A 17,417-nucleotide genomic window follows, 5' to 3' on the forward strand; every position below is an offset into this window, starting at 1 on the left:
ACCCGAAAAAACGACACAGCTGGCCGGGCTCCGGCGGCGCGCCGGCCGCCGGGCCGTTCCTCACGACCGCATCCCCTTCCGGGGAGCCTTTCCGGGGTCCCCGTCAGCCCTCCCGGGAAAGCGGGGAATCCGGGCTGTCGACGCATTCCCCCAGCGCCTGGTTCATCAGTTCCGCCAGCCGGCCCGCGATGTCCGGACTGACCCGCCGCCGGTCGACGCGGACGCTCAGTTGCCATCGGCCCGATTCCGGATCGCGGTCGACCTCGACGTTGACCGCGAGATTGTTGTGGTCGGAGAACCACCAATCGGACGCCGCGATCCGGGACAGCCGGTCCTGCAGGTCCAAGACATGCATGGAGGTGAAATTGAACAGGACCGCGAACGGCTCCTGCCCGGTCGCCCGCTGGATCTCGACCAGTGGGAACCGCCGGTGGGGCATCAGGTCCCGCTCCGCCTCGGAGACTTCCCGGACCAGGGTGCGCCAGGTTTGCCCCGCCAGGTCGGACCGGACGGGGACGCTGTTCAGGAACACCCCGATGCTGTGCTGGGCGTCGGCCCGCTCAGGACGGCCGCTGGCGACCAGGCCGGTCACCACGTCCTCGCGGCCGGTGAGCCGCTGCAGCGCGGCCAGGTGCGCCGCCAGGTAGACGCTCTTGACCGAGGTTCCGACCGAGGCCGCGAGCTCCTCGATCCGGTCGGTGAGGCCGCTTTCCAGAACGATCGTGACGTCGGGGTCGGGCAGCGGTTCGCCGGCCGGAGCCGTCGCGGCCGCCGGGCTGAACGAAAGCGGCTCCGCGCCTTTGAGCACCTGCTGCCAATACTGCTTGGCAGGCTCCGACGCAGTCGCTTGCTGCTCCAGCGCGACGAATTCCCGGAAGGGCAGTGCGGGCGCGTCCGCCGCCGGGGTGCCGCCGAGTTCGTTGTCGTAGGTCGTGAGCAGTTCGCTGAGCAGGACGGAGAAGCTCCATCCGTCGAGAATGGAGTGGTGCGCCGAGACGGAGAGCCGGAACGAGCCGTCCCCGAAATCGTGGACGTGGCAGCGCACGAGCGGGGCCGCGGCGAGATCGAAGCCGCGTTTCCATTGCGTGCGCCACCAATCACGTACGGCCCCGGCGGGATCCTGGTGGTGCGCGTCGAGGATCTCCACCGGCACGTCCACGGAGCGGTGCACCTGGTAAACCGGGACCCGGTGGCCGGTCAGGTCGAAAGCCGAGCGCAGGAGTTCGTGCCGGCCGGTCAGCCGCCGCCAAGTCCGGGCCAGCGCACCGGGGTCGAGCGGACCGCGCACCCGGACGCTGCCGAGGTCGTGGTACAAGGTGGAATCGCCGCTCATCATGCTGTGCAGGATGATGCCGCCCTGGAGCGCCGATGCCGGATACGCCGCTTCCACCTCCGGCGGCAAGGTGCTCAGGTAGCTGTCCGGCAACAGAGCAGGTTCTTCTCGGGCGGCAGCCGGGGCCGGGCCACCGGCTCCGGTCGCCACCCGTTCGGCGAGTTCCGCGATGGTCGGGTAGGCGAACAGGTCTCCGATCGCGAACGGCACGCCCGCCTCTTCGGCCTTCTGCACCAACGGCAGCGCCGTGATGGAATCGCCGCCGATCGTGAAGAAATTGTCGTTCACGCCGACCACGTCGAGATCCAGCACCTCCTGCCACACCAGAGCGAGCGCGTGCTCGGTTTCGGTGCGCGGTGCGGCCAAGTCCTCTTCGCCGGTCCGCTCGGCGTCCTGGAGTCCGGGCAACCGCGCGGTGTCGAGCTTGCCGTTGGCGGTCATCGGCAACGCGTCCAGCCGGACGAACGCCGACGGCACCATGTGCGCCGGCAGCTGACCGGCAACCGCGGCACGGAGTCCGGCCGAGGTGACCCGGGCGTCCGGGGCCGGGCTCCAGTAGCAGGCCAGCACCGGCTCGCCGCCGGCGCGTTCGACGACGGCGACAGCGCAATCGCGCACCTCGCCGTGCCGGAGGACGGTTGCCTCGACCTCCCCCGGCTCGATGCGGAACCCATGCAGCTGGACCTGGTCGTCGGCCCGGCCGTGGAAGAGGTACTCGGCGTCGTCCGCCGCCGAGCCGACATCCCCGGTGCGGTACATCCGGGCACCGGGCGGGCCGAACGGATCGGGCAGGAAGCGCTGGGCGGTCAGCTCCGGCCGTCCCCGGTAGCCGCGCGACACCCCGGCGCCGCCGACGAAGAGTTCTCCCCGGGCGCCCGGCGGCACCGGGTCCAGATTCTCATCCAGCACGTAGAGCGACAGGTCGGCCAACGGGCGGCCGATCGGGCTGACCGTGCGGTCCAGATCCGCCTTCGCGAGCGGACGCAGCGTCACATGCACGGTGGTCTCGGTGATGCCGTACATGTTGACCAGCTGCGGCGAGACGTCGCCGTAGTGCGCCCACCAGGCACCGAGGCCGGCCAGTTCGAGCCGTTCGCCGCCGAACACCACCCAACGCAAGGCCAGCGCCGGCCAGCCCGCGCGTTCCGCGGCGCGGGACAACTGCCGGAACGCCGAGGGTGTCTGGTTGAGCACGGTGACGCCTTCGCTGCGCAGCAGGCGCAGAAACGCCTCCGGATCCCGGCTGGTCGGGTACGAGACGACGACGAGCCGTCCGCCGTGGAGCAGAGCGCCCCACAGTTCCCATACGGAGAAGTCGAAAGCGAACGAGTGGAAGAGCGTCCAGACGTCGTCCCGGGAGAAGCCGAATTCTTCTTCTGTCGCCTCGAAAAGCCGGGTGACGTTGGCGTGGCTGACCAGCACGCCCTTGGGCGCTCCGGTCGACCCGGACGTGTAGATGACGTAGGCGACGTTGCCCGGACCGACCCCGGACTCGAGGTTGTCCTCGGGCAGCGCGGTGAGGCTCGCGTCGTCCAGCGCCACCCACTCGGGTGCCTCGACCGTGCCGCGCAGCGCTTCGGGGCCGACGACGATCCGGCAGTCCGCGTCCTCGACGATGTACCGCAGCCGTTCCTCGGGATAGTCCGGGTCCAGCGGCAGGTAGCCGCCGCCCGCCTTGAGGACCGCCAGCAGTGCGACCACGAGCTCGGCGCCGCGCCGCGCGCACACCCCGACCAGGCTCTCCGGCCCCACGCCGGAGTTCCGCAGCCGGTGTGCCAGCCGGTTGGCGGCACGGTTGAGCTCCCGGTAGGTGACCGTTCGCGAACCGTCGACCAGGGCGACCGCGTCGCCGTCCTCCCGCGCCCGCTCCTCGAAACGCTCGTGCAGGCAGGTCGCCGGACCGTGCTGCGGCACGGCGCCGGCCGGTCCGTCCCAGCGCGCGGCGATGTCGGCGAGGCAGTCCTGCTCGCTGCCCCGCACGCCGGTGTCCTGCCAGCCCTCCGGCACGGGTTTTGCCTGCGGCCACAGGGAGTGGACCGCCTCGGCGTTCTTCACGACCTTGAACATGGGATCTCCACAATCCTCGGCGGGAGCGGTCACGGGCGGCCGTCGGCCCCGGGCACCGGCGCCGCTGCACCGGCCAGCTCGGCAGGCCAGTTCCGGCGGTCGTGACCGTGCCGGTGCAGGACCGCGAGCGCGATCCGCTCCAGTCCGAAAGCGGTGCACGAGGTGTGCGCCTCGGCCCCGCTCATCCGGAACCCGAACTCCGCAGAGAAATGGTCCTTGTGGTAGTTGCAGGACACCACCGCCTGGGACAGCCCGTCGGCGACCTCCACCACCAGCTCCCACTTCAGCTGCTCGGCACGCTGCATGGAACCCATCAGCCGCTCGGCCGAGCCGAAGAACGGATCGCTGGCAGGCACGATCGACGCGGTGAGGCCGAGCGACCCGAGCCAGTCGCGGGCCCGTTCGGTCCAGCCGTCGCGCCAGGCCACCGTGGCGTCCGGGGCGTCGATGCGGATCAGTTCGCGCATCCGGAAGGCACGCAGCCGGCCCGGTTCGGCGGTGCGCTCGTGGCGGTAGCACTGGCCGGTCAGGTCGAAGACCGCGGGCCCGGTCAGTTCGGCGCCCGAGAGCTGCGGGTAGAGGTGGTAGCACACCGCAGGAAGCAGCGCCACGTCGGCGAGTGCGTGCCGCTGCGTCCACGGCTCGCCGCGGCGCAGCGCCGGCACGATCTCGCGCCACTGCCGGTCGTCGCCTTCATAGGTGAAGACCGTGCCGAGCAGCTGCGGGAACGATTCCACGTAACCGAGACGCTCCAGCAGCGCCCGGGAGATCACCTGCGGCACCCCGATCCGGTGCGCCGGCTCGGCGGCCGCGAACCGGCCGATCGACACGTGCAGGGCGTCGATCAGCGCCTCGTGCGTCCCGTCGAGAAGCGCCAGCCCCGGCACGGAGCTGTCGAGGGAGAGGTGCGCCGGATCGAACGCGACAGGGGCGGAGAGCTCAGCCATAACGCCTCATCAGCATCGAGGTTGCATTGGTTTCCAGCAGCCGGCTGTTGGAGATCATCAGCCGGGCCGAGTACAGGTCGCGAAGCATCCGGGACACCGAAAGGCTCGTGTGCTCCTGGTAGCCGGCCATCCCGCAGATCTCCAGCGCGGTCTCGGTCACCTTCACCGTTTCGACCGATGCGGCCAGCTTGAGGTTGTTGATCTCGATAGCGAAATCGGCGCTGGGCTCGCCGGCAGGGTCCGCCGCGAGCCGGTCGTATCCGTCGGCGACCAGCTTGAGCAGGCCGTCGAGCAGGCCGAGCCGCTCCCCGATCGCGGCCATCCGCAGGTCGGGGCCGCGATCCGGTCCTTGGTTGCGCCGGCTGCGGCGCAGCATCCGGACGGCGCGTCCGGCGGCTTCCTCGGCGATCCCGATCCACACCGCGCTCCACAGGATGTGGGACAGCGGCACCATGGTCCGCGCCGCGATCTCGGCGAACGGCACCGGGAGCACCTGGGTCTCCGGCACGTCGATGGTGATCCGGCACCCCGGGCTGCGAGTGCCGCGCATGCCCATGGTGTTCCATTCGCCGACGTTTTCCAGCGTGGCGTCGTCCTTGCCGGCCAGAACCAGCACCTGTTCGCCAGGGGCGGCATCCGGGTGGCGGCGGGCGGTGATGAGGAAGGCGTCGGCCATCTGCGAGTAGGAGACCGTGGGGGTTTCCTTGACGACATTCACCCGGTCCCCCTGCGCGACGCAGGCGGTGCGGCTTTCCCGCAGGTTGCCGCCGACTCCGAGCTCGGTGGTGACGGAGGCGATCAGCCCGTCCCCGGCGGCCAGGACGGCAAGCAGTCCTTCCAGCGTCGTGGAGCCGGTCGCATGCTTGGCGACGCAGGCGACCTGGACCTGGTGCATGGCCCAGATCATCGCGGTCGAACCGCACCCACGGCCCAGGGCCCGGCCGACCTCGGCGAGGTCCGCGGCGCTCAGGCCGGCTCCGCCGAACCGCTGCGGCAGCGCGGCGCTCAGCAATCCGGTGTGCGCCAATGCCGCGATGGACTCCGCGGGGAACACGGCGTTCTTGTCGACCTCGTCCGCGTGGACCGCGAGCGTGGTGCGAGCCGTCTCGACCGCGGCGGCGAGCATCTCGTCCCGTCCCGCCCGGACTGCTGACGAACCGGTCATCGGGTTCCTCCGTTGCTGGACACGTCGTCGGCGGATCCGGTGAGCACCGCGACCACCGCCCGCTCGATGCTGGAAAGTGACTCGAAGGTGGCGCGGCTGAGCAGCGACGGCGGGAATTCCAGCCGGAGTTCGTCCTCAATGGCCATCATCGCCCGGACGGATTCGAGGGAGGTGAGTCCCGCGGACCACAGGTTGTCGTCCGGCCCGAGCCCCTCGACCGCGATCGAGGTCTGGCTTTCGAGCACGGAACGGATCGATGCGCTCAGCCCCGGCGGCACCTCGGCGGCGCCCGCGGGCGCAAGATCGGCCGCCCGCACCGTATCGGCGAACTCGTCCAGCACTTGGATCTCCCGTTCTCTCAGTGCGCGGAGAATCTTGGGCATGCGTCCCGATGCCCCGGCGCCGCCTTCCATGGCGATGGTGTGCGCGAAATACCAGCGCCGCGCCAAGGTGTCCATGGCGGCCGCCGACGTCTTCAGTTCCGGCCGTTCCCGGCCGGCGGCCGCCAGCAGCCGATGCGCGTAGGTGCGTTCCGCGGCCACGTCCGCCACGTCGGGCGCGACCCGGCCGGCCTCGACGTCCCGGATGAAGCGGTCGAACTCGTCCAGGTCGGCTTCGTGCCGGGCCACCGCGTCGGCGTACAGTTCGCCGACCGCGTCGACCGCGGAGACCGGGCGGTCCACGCTGCCCCGCGAGACGATCAGGTCGTACCCCGCCACCACTGCACTGCCGCGGGAATGCCGATACGCGGCACGGTTCATGCGGGCCGGTTCGGGCCGGTTCATCGGGTCGAGAACCGTGACCGTGTCCGCGTCGGCGCCGACCAGGATCAGCGCGTGCATCAGGTGGGTCGTTCCCTGGTACGGCGACGGGATGTCGTACGAGTCGACGGCTACCACCGCCGGCACCCCGTCCGCCAGCGCGGCCTGTTCGAGGTCGGACGCCGCCTCGGCGGAACCGGGCCGCAGCCGGGTGATGTCCAGCCCGGACAGCCGCGCCGCCGCGGGCAGCCAGCGCTCGCCGGCGCGCAGCCGGACGTCGCCCGCCTGGTAGCCGAAGCCCCAGCTCGTCCCGATCAGGTCGGCGGCGCCCCGCAGCCCCTGCGCTTCCAGAACGTTGGTGGTCGCCTGCTGGATGCAGCTCCCGTACTCGGTGGTGCCCGTGTAGGACAGTCCGGCGCGGAGACGAGCGAGGAGTCCTTCGTCGGCTGTGCCCTCGCGGTCGCGCATGTCTCCTCCTTGTCGTGAGTCGTCGGGTGTCAGGGCGGCGGGCTTCACTGCGGAGCGGCCTTTCCGCCGGCCTTCTGCAGCTCGGCCACGGCCTCCGCGAGCCCGGCGATGGTCGACCGTTCGAACAGCTCGTCCAGCGGCAGGTCGACCCCGAAGGCGGCGCTGATGCGCGCGACGAGCCGGGTGGCCAGCAATGACTTGCCGCCCAGTTCGAAGAAGTCGTCGTCGAACGAGATGTCGTCGCGTTCCAGCACAGCGGCCCAGATCCGCCTGATCCCCTCGGCCGTTTCGTCGTGCGGCGGCGCTCCGCCCGGCTGTGCCGCGGCACCCGGGTCAGCCGGCTCGACGGTGTGGAGATCGCTGTCCGGTGCCCGCACCGCCTCCGCCGCCAGCAGCCGGTATTCGGCGAGCAGACGGGCGATCGTCTCCCGTTCGAAGAGATCGGTGGAGTAGACGATCGTGCCGGCGAAGGTGTCGGGTTCTTCTCGCAAGTACCACTCCAGGTCGACGTGCGTGGTCGTGGGAACACCGTCGAACTCGGCGACGGACACCCCCGGCAGCGCGAGGTCGTCGTCCTCCCGCCCGGTGTTCAGCAGCTGGAACATCACCTGGGCCAATGGGTTCCGGCTCAGGTCCCGTGCCGGGCGCAGGGCCTCCACCAGCTGGTCGAACGGCAGGTCCTGGTGCTCGTAGGCGTCCAGTGCGGTCTTCCGGGTCCGGCGCAGCACTTCCCGGAAGGTCGGCGCGCCGGACAGGTCGAGCCGCAGGACCAGCGTGTTGAAGAAGAGGCCGATCATCTTCTCGGTCTCGTACCGGGTGCGGCCCGCGATCGGGGTCGCCACCGGGATGTCCTCGCCGGATCCGTTGCGGCTCAGCAGGATTCCGAAGAGCGAGAGCAGCACCATGTATGGCGTGCAGCCCTCGCTGCGGGCCAGCTCCCGCAGGCCGTCGGAGACCTCCGGGCCGAGCTCCAGCTCCAGCGCCGCGCCGGACTGGCTCAGCCGCTTCGGCCGCGGCAGGTCAGCGGGCAGGCTCAGCGCCTGCGGGGCGCCGGTCAGCTGCTTGCGCCAGTAGTCCAGCTGACGGTCGCGGACCGCGCCGTCGAACCAGTCCCGGTGCCAGATGGCGAAATCCGCGTACTGCACCGGCAACGGGTCGAGACCCGCCCGCTGTCCGTTCGCGAGCTGTGTGTAGATCGCGGAGATCTCCCGGAACAGAACCGGGATGGACCAGCCGTCGAACGCGATGTGATGGACGCAGATCCACAGGATGTGGTCGTCATCGGCCAGCCGGACGAGGCCGGCTCGCAGCACCGGCCCCGTGGCGAGCTCGAACGGGCGGCCGACCTGCTCGGCGATGAAGGCGCGGGCCCCCTGCTCGTCCTGGCAGGGCATGGTTTCCAGCGGAACGGAAACCGTCTCGGCGACTTCCTGATGCGGTTCGCCGTCCACGCTCGGATAGCGGGTGCGCAGCACTTCGTGCCGCTGAACGACTTCGTCCAGCGCGGTCTGCAACGTGGGTACGTCGAGACGACCGGTGAGGCGAACGCTCTCGCCGATGTTGAAGAACGGACTGCCGGGGACCAGCTGGTTCATGAACCACATGCGCTGCTGGGCGAAGGACAGCGGTATCCGCTCCGGTCGCTCGGCCCGCGCGATGGCACCTTCCGCGGCCGGCCCCTCGGTGGCGATCGCCTGCTCGATCGCCTCCGCGAGACCGGCCACCGTCGGCGATTCGAACAGCGTCCGCAGCGGGATGTCGGTCCGGAACCGCTCGAAGACCCGGACCATCACCCGCATCGCCGTCAGGGAATGGCCGCCGAGCTCGAAGAAGTGGTCGTCGCGGCCGACCGTGCCGGGTTCCAGGCCGAGCACGCCCTCCCATGTCTCGGCGAGGGCCTTCTCGGTGGCCGAAGCCGGAGCGGCGAATGCCGGGCGGGCGTCGGAGCCGAGCCGGCCGGCGGTCAGCCGGAGCGCCGCGGTGTCCACCTTCCCGTTCGCGGTGACGGGGAGCGCGGCGAGCTGCTCCAGCTGAGTGGGGATCATGTACGCCGGCAGCGACCGGCCGAGGAACGCCGCCACTCCGGCCGGGTCCAGCGGTTCGTCCGCGACGAGGAAGCCCACCAGTTTGCCCGCCTGATCGCCGCCCTGGCTGACCACCACGGCTGCGTCACGAAGCCCCGGGAAGGCGAGCAGCGCCGCCTCGATCTCGCCGATCTCGACGCGCATGCCGCGGACCTTCACCTGGGCGTCCTTGCGGCCCAGGAATTCCAGTGTGCCGCTGGGCGTCCAGCGGCCGAAGTCCCCGGTGCGGTAGATCCGTCTCCCCGGCGCCAGCGGGTCGGCGGCGAAGGACAGCTCGGTGCGGCCGGGATCGTTGATGTAGCCGCGTCCCGTGCCGACCCCGGAGCACACGATCTCGCCGCGGCTGCCGAGCGGGACGGGAAGCCCGTCCGCCCCGAGGACGTAGACGGACATGTTGCGCACCGGCCGTCCCACCGGCACGTGGTCGGTGACCGGCGGGGCGTGCAGCACCTCGTGGGTGAAGTCGTCCGAGGTCTCGGTGAGGCCGTACGCATTGACGACGGGCACTGCCGGGAACCGGGCGAACCACCGCTCCAGCAGGCTCTTCTTCACCGCCTCGCCGGTCACCGAGATCCGGCGCAGCCGCTCCAGCGGCCGGGGGTGCGCGGCGAGGTGCGCCAGCAGGACATCGAGGTACGAGGGCACCGCTTGGAGCACGGACACCTGCTGCTGGTGCAGGAGCTCGGTGAAGAGGGCGACGTCGGTCACCGCCTCCTGCTCGGCGATCACGGTCCGGCCGCCGACCACCAGCGCGGCGACGAGCTGCCACAGCGAGATGTCGAAACATTGCGAAGCGCTCTGCAAAACGACACTGTGCTCGTCGATTTCCATGTCGTCGATCTTGGCGAAGAGGTGATTCACCATGCCGGCGTGCTCGCACACGGCGCCCTTCGGCAGCCCGGTCGAACCGGAAGTGAAGTAGACGTAGGCCGCGTGCCCGCCCTTCACCTCCGTCTCCGGGTCGTGCTCGGCGCCGGCCGGAACCGCCTCCACGAGAAGGGTCGACGCTCCGGTTTCCTCCACCGCTTCCTGCACGGACCGCCCCGCGTCCGCGGTGGTCAGCACCTGCCGGCACCCGCTCTGCCGCACCATGGTCGCGATGCGCTCGGCGGGATATCCCGGATCGACCGGCAGGTAGACGCCGCCCGCCTTGAGCACGCCGATGACCGCCACTGCCCAGTCCAGGTCCCGCGGCGTGGCGACCGCTACGACCTCCTCGGGCGTCAATCCGTTCTCCAGCAACGCGTGCGCGACCCGGTTCGCCCGCCGGTTGAGCGCCGCATAGCTCAGTTCCTCGCCGCGGTGCACGAGGGCCACGCTCTCCGGCGTCGCCCGGACCTGCTCCTCGAACAACTGGTGGAAGCACTGCTCCGGCGTGTCGCGTTCCGGACCGGCCAGCTCCCGCAGCTGGAAGTCCCGTTCGGCCTCCGACAGAAGCGAAACCTGGTGCTCCGCCGCCGGGTCCTGGACCATCAGCTGCATCGCGCGGACGTAGTAGCCGCTGATCCGGTCGATGTATCCGGTCGAGAACTCCGCAGCGTGGTAGTGCAGTTCGAGCACGACGTCGTCAGTGGCGTAGTCCTGTGCGAACTCCGCTCGCAGCGGAAACTCCGTCTCGGTTTCGATGCGGATGTCCAGCAGCGCGAATTCCGGCAGGTCGTTCAGTTTCTTCATCGGGTAGAAGTGGGTGAAATTGAAGATCGACTCGAACATCGGCCCGCTGGGTGCCTTCGCGTCGAACTTCATCTGCGCCATCGGATAGCGCCGGTGCGGCAGCAGTCCGGTCTCGGCGTCCCGGACCCGGTGCACCAGGTCGGCCCAGGTGCCGCCCGCGACCCGGGTGCGGAACGGCAGGGTGTTGAGGAACATCCCGATCGCCTGGTCCGCGCCCTCCCGTTCGGGCCGGCCGCTGTGTTCGTACCCGGTCAGCACCTCGTCCTGGCCGGTGAGCGCGGCGATCACCTTGACGTGCACGGCCATGAGGACGTTCTTGACCGGCACGGCCAAGGCCGAGGCCAGTTCGCGCACCTGGTCGGAGAGCCCGTCGGGCAGCGGCACCGGATGCATGAGCACGCCTTCGCCCTGCGCGGCGGGAGCATCCCATCGCGGGAGCGGCTCCGCGGCGCCCTGGGCGAGCACGTCCTGCCAGAACTGTTTGCTGACCGGTGAGGCGAGCGCCTCCCGCTCCAGCGCGACGTGGTGCCGCAGGTGGTTCTCCGCGTCCGCGGGACCGGCTTCCTCGCCGGCCAGCAGCCGGTAGTAGGTCTCGAAGAGCTTGGTGTGGACGAGCGTGATGCTCCAGCCGTCCACCGCGGAGTCGTGCAGGCTGATGCTGTACCGGTACCGGTCGTCGGCCAGGATGTGGACGTGCAGGCGGACCAGCCCGGGCCGGGTCCAGTCGAAGCTGTGGGCGCGTTCCCGGCCGAGCCACTCCTCGTGCCACGCTCGCTGTGCGGCCTCGTCGTACTCGCGCAGATCGACGACGGTGAGCGGCAGCGGCCCCTCCCGGTGGACGATCTGGATGTCCTCGCTGAAGCCGGACAGCTGGTAGCTGGTGCGGAAGATCGGGTTGTCCCGCACCAGTTCGCGCACGGCCCGTTCGAAGGTCTCCGCGTCGAACGACGCCTGGATGTCGTAGCTGAAGATGTCGTGGTACTGCGCCGATCCGCGGGCGAGTTTGCTCTGGAAGATCAACCCGGCTTGCAGCATCGCGAGCGGGTACGCATCCTCGGCGTCGGCCGGCAGTGCCGCCCGGTCCTCTTCCGAGATCAGGGCGAACGGCTGGTGTTCCGGCTCGGGCCCGGGACTTCCGGCGTCGCTCTCGCCGACCACCTCGGCGAGTTCGGCGATCGTCGGATGCTGGAAGAGCTGCTGGAAGGTCAGCGGGATACCGGCCGCGTTGGCTTTGGCGAGCACAGTGATGAAGTGGATGGAATTGCCGCCGAGAGCGAAGAAGTTGTCGTGGACGCCGGCTTCCGGAGCGTCCAGCACGAACTTCCAGATCTCCTGCAGCGTGGCTTCTCGCGGGTTCCGCGGCGCGGTGTGCTCGCTGTTCGCACGCGCCGGCGGCACCGGCAGTGCTCCGCGGTCGAGCTTGCCGTTCGGCTGCAGCGGGAACTCGGCCACCTCCACGACCCGGTCGGGGACCAGGTGTGCCGGGAGGGTCCGGGCGACGTGCTCAAGGAGTTCCTCCTCGGTGCACGGCTGGGCGAGCCGCACGTAGCCGCACAGCGAAGCACCGCCCCGGGGTTCCTCGCGAGCCACGACAACGGCATCCCGCACCGCCTCGGCCGTGCGGAGACAGTGCTCGATCTCTCCCAGTTCGATCCGGAAACCACGGATCTTCACCTGGTGGTCGATCCGCCCCAGGTACTCGAACTCCCCGCCGGGGAGCTGCCGGGCGAGATCGCCCGTGCGGTAGATCCGCTCTTCCCCATCGAAAGGCCGGTCGACGAACTTCTCCGCGGTCAGCGCCGGACGGTGCAGGTATCCGCGGGCGAGCTGGACGCCGGCGACGCACAGTTCGCCGGTGGTTCCCGGCGGCTGAACATTCAGGTTCTCGTCCACGACGTAGAACCGCGTGTTGTCGATCGGCACGCCGATCGGCACGCGGTCCACGTCGCCCATGTCCGTGCAGTCGTAGTGGGAGACGTCGACGGTCGCCTCGGTCGGACCGTAGAGGTTGACCAGCGAAACCGGGCCGCCCGGACGGCTGCCGAACACCCGGCGGAATGCGTGCACCTGGTGCGCTCCCAGCGCCTCGCCGCTCGCGAACACCCGGCGCAGGCTGCCCAGCCGCCCGGCCTGTCCGGCCGATTCCGCGAAGTCGACGAATGCCCCGAGCATGGACGGGACGAAGTGCAGGACGGACACGCCGTGTCGCTCGACTGCCGCCACGAGGGATTCCGGGTCCTTCTCCGCGCCGGGCGCCAGGAGGCAGACCGTCGCCCCCTCGATCATCCACCAGAAGAGCTCCCACACCGAAACGTCGAACGAGATCGGCGTCTTCTGCAGGATGACGTCGCCCGGGGCGATCGGATAGGCCCGTTGCATCCAGGCGAGCCGGTTGACCACCGACCGGTGCTCGACCAGGACGCCCTTCGGTGTACCGGTCGATCCCGAGGTGTAGATGACATAGGCGAGGGCACGGGAATCCCCGGCCGCGGTGAACTCCTCGGCGCCGAACGAGTCCGGCTCGCCGACGTCGAGCAGGCGGAACTGCCCGGCCACAGACCCGAGGTGCTGCTTGCCGGTGAGCACGAGCCGTGCTCCGCTGTCGGAGAGCAAGAACTCCTTGCGCGCCTGCGGATAAGCCGGGTCGACCGGCAAGTAGGCGCCGCCCGCCTTCAGCACCGCCAGAATCGCCACCAGCATTTCCGGAGACCGCTCCAGCAGAATGCCGACCACGTCGTCACGCCCGACGCCGTTCGCGTGCAGCGTGGCGGCGAGCAGACCGGACTGCCGGTCCAGTTCCGCGTAGCTCAGCGAAAAACCGTCGCCGACCACCGCGACCGCGTCCGGGTCGGCCTTGGCTCGGCGAGTGAACGCTCCCGGCAGGGTGAGCTGTTCATCGAAAGCGGTATCCGTGTCGTTCACTTGGCGTTGCGTCGCCAATTCGCTGCCGCTCGACGCGAATGCCGATTTCCGCGCAGAGGAATTCATTCCCGGGACCTTCCGTCCGATTTCAGGCTCGACTCTGATGGCGCATCATTCATTCAGCGATGTGGATGTAGGTACCGAAAACCGCGACGCGTTACCCTGGTCGCAGAGGCCGCCGGATCGGGCCGCACCATTTTGGCCTCATCGCGGTGGGTTTGCCGGCCGACATTGACTCGGGGCCAGTTCAGCGATCGCCGCGCGTACCCGTGCCTATGTCTATGCCTGTGCCTGTGCCTGTGCCTGGCACCACTATGCGCCAGGCCCGGGAATCCGGACAGCTTGGAGGGAATCGGGAAAGCGGGCCTCGACGCGGTGCACGCGCGCCACTCGTGGCCGGGTCGCTGACAGCACTTCCCCGCCTCGCCGGTCGCCGCGCTGCTGCTCCCCCGCCGAACCGGACCCATCGGAAGACGCAAGGCCGCACAACTGCCCTTGCCGACGAGCGCGGATCTTTATTTTCGCGCAGTGATTACTTCTGACAGAAGACCTGAATTCTCAGTCTCAATACCCCGTTGAACGGAGCGAAGATTTGGAAACCCCCGCCCCTCGCCCCCCCTCGGCTGTGCAGCGCGTCACTGACGTTAAGTTCCGAGATGATCTCCTGTCAACGTTTTTATCGGGCGATCATGGCATCTGCACGGTTGGAGCTTGATCAAGCTCCTGGAGCGTCCGGGGCGTCAAACAGATCAAAAACACCCAAATCATAGAAGGCGATGGAACAGGGTGCCGCCACGGCCGAACGAGCCTCACCGGCCTCGGCCGGAACCAGCGTTCCGGCGACCCGTCAGATCAAGAGGTGCGACTGGAGTACAGGCCGGACCGGCCACGGTGGCGTTGCACCGGGTCAGCCGATCGACGTCCGGCGTCGGATGGTTGAAGCCCTCGGTGCGCAGCGCATTGACCGCGGCGTCGTCGAAGCCGCCCCGTCACTCACAGGTGATCGTCATGACGCGAGCGTCGACCGCCACCCTCCCCCCGGATCCTCCTCCGCAGGCGGGTTCGGAAGTGATCGCCGCCGAGAAAACCCCAGTGTCGTGAAATACGTTGCCGATCATGATCGTAGGAAGGAGAATCCTGCCGCATGGGACATGTGGAGGCTGCGCACCTGGAGTACTACCTGCCGGACGGGCGGGTCCTGCTCGGGGACGCGTCGTTCCGGGTGGGCGAAGGCGCTGTTGTGGCGCTCGTCGGTGCGAACGGTGCAGGTAAGACGACGTTGTTGCGCCTGATCTCAGGGGAGCTCAAGGCACACGCGGGCACCGTGACGACCGGCGGTGGTGTGGGTGTGATGCCGCAGTTCGTCGGTTCGGTGCGGGACGAGAGGACCGTACGGGACTTGCTGGCGTCCGTGGCCCAGCCGCGGATCCGGGAGGCGGCGAAAGCGGTCGACGAGGCCGAGCACCTGATCATGACGGTCGACGACGAGGCCGCGCAGCTCAAGTACGCGCAAGCCCTCAGCGACTGGGCCGAGGTACGAGGATACGAGGCCGAGACCCTCTGGGACATGTGCACCACCGCCGCGCTCGGCACGCCCTACGAGAAGGCACAGTGGCGTGAGGTGCGAACGCTCAGCGGCGGTGAACAGAAGCGTCTGGTACTGGAGGCCCTGCTGCGCGGCCCCGACGAGGTGTTGTTGCTCGATGAGCCCGACAACTACCTGGACGTGCCCGGCAAGCGCTGGCTGGAAGAGCAGCTGGCCGAGACCCGGAAGACCGTGCTGTTCATCTCTCACGACCGCGAGCTGCTCTCCCGGGCCGCCCAGAAGATCGTCGCGGTCGAGCCCAGCCCTGCCGGTTCCGAGGTGTGGGTGCATGGTGGGGGCTTCGACACCTTCCATGAGGCGCGGCGAGAGCGCTTCGCGCGCTTCGAGGAGCTGAAGCGGCGCTGGGACGAGAAGCACGCCCAGCTGAAGAGGCTCGTCCTGGACATGCAGCAGTACGCCGCCCGCAGCGATGTCATGGCCTCGCGTTACCACGCGGCGCAGACCCGGCTGAGGAAGTTCGAGGAGGCGGGCCCGCCGCCGGAGCCGCCGCGCGAGCAGGACATCCGGATGCGGCTGCGCGGCGGACGCACCGGCGTGCGGGCCGTGACCTGCGAGAACCTTGAGCTGACCGGCCTGATGAAGCCGTTCTCTCTCGAGGTCTTCTACGGAGAGCGGGTCGCCGTCCTCGGCTCGAACGGCTCCGGCAAGTCGCACTTCCTGCGGCTGCTCGCCGGCGACGAGTCCGTCGCGCACACGGGGGCATGGAAGCTCGGCGCCCGAGTCGTGCCGGGGCACTTCGCGCAGACCCACGCGCACCCGGAGCTGGCCGGGCGGCCACTCGTCGACATCCTCTGGACGGAGCACGCCAAGGACCGGGGCGGAGCGATGTCGGTGCTGCGGCGGTACGAGCTGGAGCGGCAGGGCGACCAGCCTTTCGACAAGCTGTCCGGCGGCCAGCAGGCCCGCTTCCAGATCCTGCTCCTGGAGCTCGCCGGCACCACGATGCTGCTGCTCGACGAACCGACGGACAACCTCGACCTGGAGTCGGCGGAAGCCCTCCAGGTGGGATTGGAGGCGTACGAGGGAACGGTCCTCGCCGTCACACACGACCGGTGGTTCGCCCGGTCCTTCGACCGGTACCTGGTCTTCGGCTCGGACGGGGTCGTACGAGAGACGGCGGAGCCGGTCTGGGACGAGCGCAGGGTCGAGCGGGCCCGCTGACCAAGTCCCGGGACGCCGGTCGAGCGCGGCGAACGTGTCGGCGTCCATCGCACCCTCCGGTCTCCAGAGCAGTCCGGCCTTTCCGATGAGGTGGGCCGGCTGCGGCCGGCTACGGCTGCCGAGTGCCTCCGAGGTCTCTCGAGGGGTTTGTCAGGCCACCGCTAGTACACGTAGGGCCACCCGTTGTTCCACCCGAGGTAATTGATCCCCAGCTTGGGCGTGCCGTTGTCGCGGCCGTCGTAGTAGTGGTAGATCAGCAGGTCGTGATTGTCCGCGTCGTCGTGGACGACGGACTGCCCACCCGGGCCGATCACCCAGCTGTCGTGTGTGCCGAGCAGAAGGCTCCCACCGTCCCCGATCATGTTGAGCCCGGCCTGGTCGACGTAGGGGCCGTCGGGTGCGGTGGCGCGGCCGACATGGATGCTGTAGTTGCTGTTGACGCCCTTACAGCAGTAGTCGAAGGACACGAACAGGTAGTAGTAGCCGTCCTTGTAGTAGACGAACGGCGCTTCGACCGGGTCGGGCCAGACGTGAAGCCGTTGTGCCAGGTGACGGACCCGGGTGTCCGTGGTCGACGGCTTTCCGGTCCGGGGGTCAAGGGCGATCATGTAGATGCCGAGTCTGAACGACCCGAACGAAAGCCACCACTTGCCGTTCTTGTCGACCAGCAGGTTGGGGTCGATGGCGTTGAAGTCGTAGTTCGGGTAGGGGGAGGTGAGGATGGGCCCTCCGGAGTCCACCCAGGTGCCGGGTTGACCCGTGGCGCTCGTGGCGAGTCCGATTCCGGAGTTGTTGGAACCGAAACTGGACACCGAGTAGTACATCCAGTACTTGCCGTTGTGGAACGACACGTCCGGGGCCCACACGTCATTGGAGGAGCTGAACCGGCTCCACCAGGCCGGGACGGTGCCGAAGGCAGGCCCGAGCCGCCTGAAGTTGACGCGGTCGTCGGATACCCGGAGCTCGACCTGGTTGTGCGTGGAGGCGACCAGGTACTGACTTCCGAGCTTCACCATGGAGGGGTCGTGCACAGTCGTGTCCCCGCTGACCGCTCCTGGCAAGGGCCAGGCCGGCGCCGCGGCTGCGACCGGTCTCGGGCGCGCGGCGGCCAGCAAGGACATGACCAGCGCCGCGACGGCGACCAGCACTCGTACGCGACGACCTCTCCCGGTACCGAACACGGTGATCACCGCTCCTCTGCTTCGTAGCACAGTCCTCCGGATGACCAC

At 69.3% G+C, this 17,417-nt stretch carries 7 protein-coding genes; 1 reads left to right on the plus strand and 6 read right to left on the minus strand.

Features of this window, described 5'->3' with window-relative positions:
• Positions 1-103: 103 nt before the first annotated feature.
• The 5 genes from ACOTKD_RS12435 to ACOTKD_RS12455 are packed head-to-tail and all read right to left on the minus strand — an operon-like array spanning position 104 to position 13,421.
• A complete protein-coding gene (locus ACOTKD_RS12435; RefSeq protein ID WP_424888960.1) occupies positions 104-3,433 on the minus strand; it encodes an amino acid adenylation domain-containing protein in 3,330 nt (1,109 codons plus the stop codon).
• Entirely contained in the window at positions 3,430-4,347 is a 918-nt protein-coding gene (locus ACOTKD_RS12440) for a hypothetical protein (protein ID WP_424888961.1), read from the minus strand. Before ACOTKD_RS12440 ends, ACOTKD_RS12435 begins: the two co-directional genes overlap by 4 nt.
• On the minus strand, positions 4,340-5,473 hold the full coding sequence (locus ACOTKD_RS12445; RefSeq protein ID WP_424888962.1) for an acyl-CoA dehydrogenase family protein: 1,134 nt from the start codon (positions 5,471-5,473) through the stop codon (positions 4,340-4,342). The genes ACOTKD_RS12440 and ACOTKD_RS12445 overlap by 8 nt, the downstream gene beginning before the upstream one ends.
• Positions 5,474-5,508: 35 nt before the next feature.
• Positions 5,509-6,741, minus strand: a complete 1,233-nt coding sequence (locus ACOTKD_RS12450; RefSeq protein WP_424888963.1) for a phosphopantetheine-binding protein — start codon at positions 6,739-6,741, stop codon at positions 5,509-5,511.
• A gap of 44 nt (positions 6,742-6,785) precedes the next feature.
• Positions 6,786-13,421, minus strand: coding sequence for an amino acid adenylation domain-containing protein (locus ACOTKD_RS12455; RefSeq protein ID WP_424888964.1), 6,636 nt, complete (start codon positions 13,419-13,421; stop codon positions 6,786-6,788).
• 1,144 nt (positions 13,422-14,565) lie between these two features.
• Between ACOTKD_RS12455 and ACOTKD_RS12460 the strand changes: the two genes are divergently transcribed.
• The gene (locus tag ACOTKD_RS12460) at positions 14,566-16,188 is read left to right on the plus strand and encodes an ATP-binding cassette domain-containing protein (RefSeq protein ID WP_424888965.1); all 1,623 of its coding nucleotides are present in this window, start codon (positions 14,566-14,568) and stop codon (positions 16,186-16,188) included.
• Positions 16,189-16,349: 161 nt separating this feature from the next.
• Here the strand turns inward: ACOTKD_RS12460 and ACOTKD_RS12465 are convergent, their stop codons facing one another.
• Positions 16,350-17,204: an arabinan endo-1,5-alpha-L-arabinosidase gene (locus tag ACOTKD_RS12465; protein ID WP_424888966.1), complete on the minus strand. Its 855-nt coding sequence runs from the start codon at positions 17,202-17,204 to the stop codon at positions 16,350-16,352.
• Between the last annotated feature and the right edge of the window lie 213 nt (positions 17,205-17,417).

Source organism: Streptomyces sp. XH2 (assembly GCF_049725035.1).
Classification (GTDB): Bacteria; Actinomycetota; Actinomycetes; order Streptomycetales; family Streptomycetaceae; genus Streptomyces; species Streptomyces roseoverticillatus.

What these genes read in the sequence shown, in the direction of transcription:
- ACOTKD_RS12450 (WP_424888963.1), bottom strand. Translation starts at nt 6,741, where the DNA reads ATGCGCGACCGCGAGGGCACAGCCGACGAAGGACTCCTCGCTCGTCTC.
- ACOTKD_RS12465 (WP_424888966.1), bottom strand. Translation starts at nt 17,204, where the DNA reads ATGGTGAAGCTCGGAAGTCAGTACCTGGTCGCCTCCACGCACAACCAG.
- ACOTKD_RS12440 (WP_424888961.1), bottom strand. Translation starts at nt 4,347, where the DNA reads ATGGCTGAGCTCTCCGCCCCTGTCGCGTTCGATCCGGCGCACCTCTCC.
- ACOTKD_RS12445 (WP_424888962.1), bottom strand. Translation starts at nt 5,473, where the DNA reads ATGCTCGCCGCCGCGGTCGAGACGGCTCGCACCACGCTCGCGGTCCAC.
- ACOTKD_RS12460 (WP_424888965.1), top strand. Translation starts at nt 14,566, where the DNA reads ATGGGACATGTGGAGGCTGCGCACCTGGAGTACTACCTGCCGGACGGG.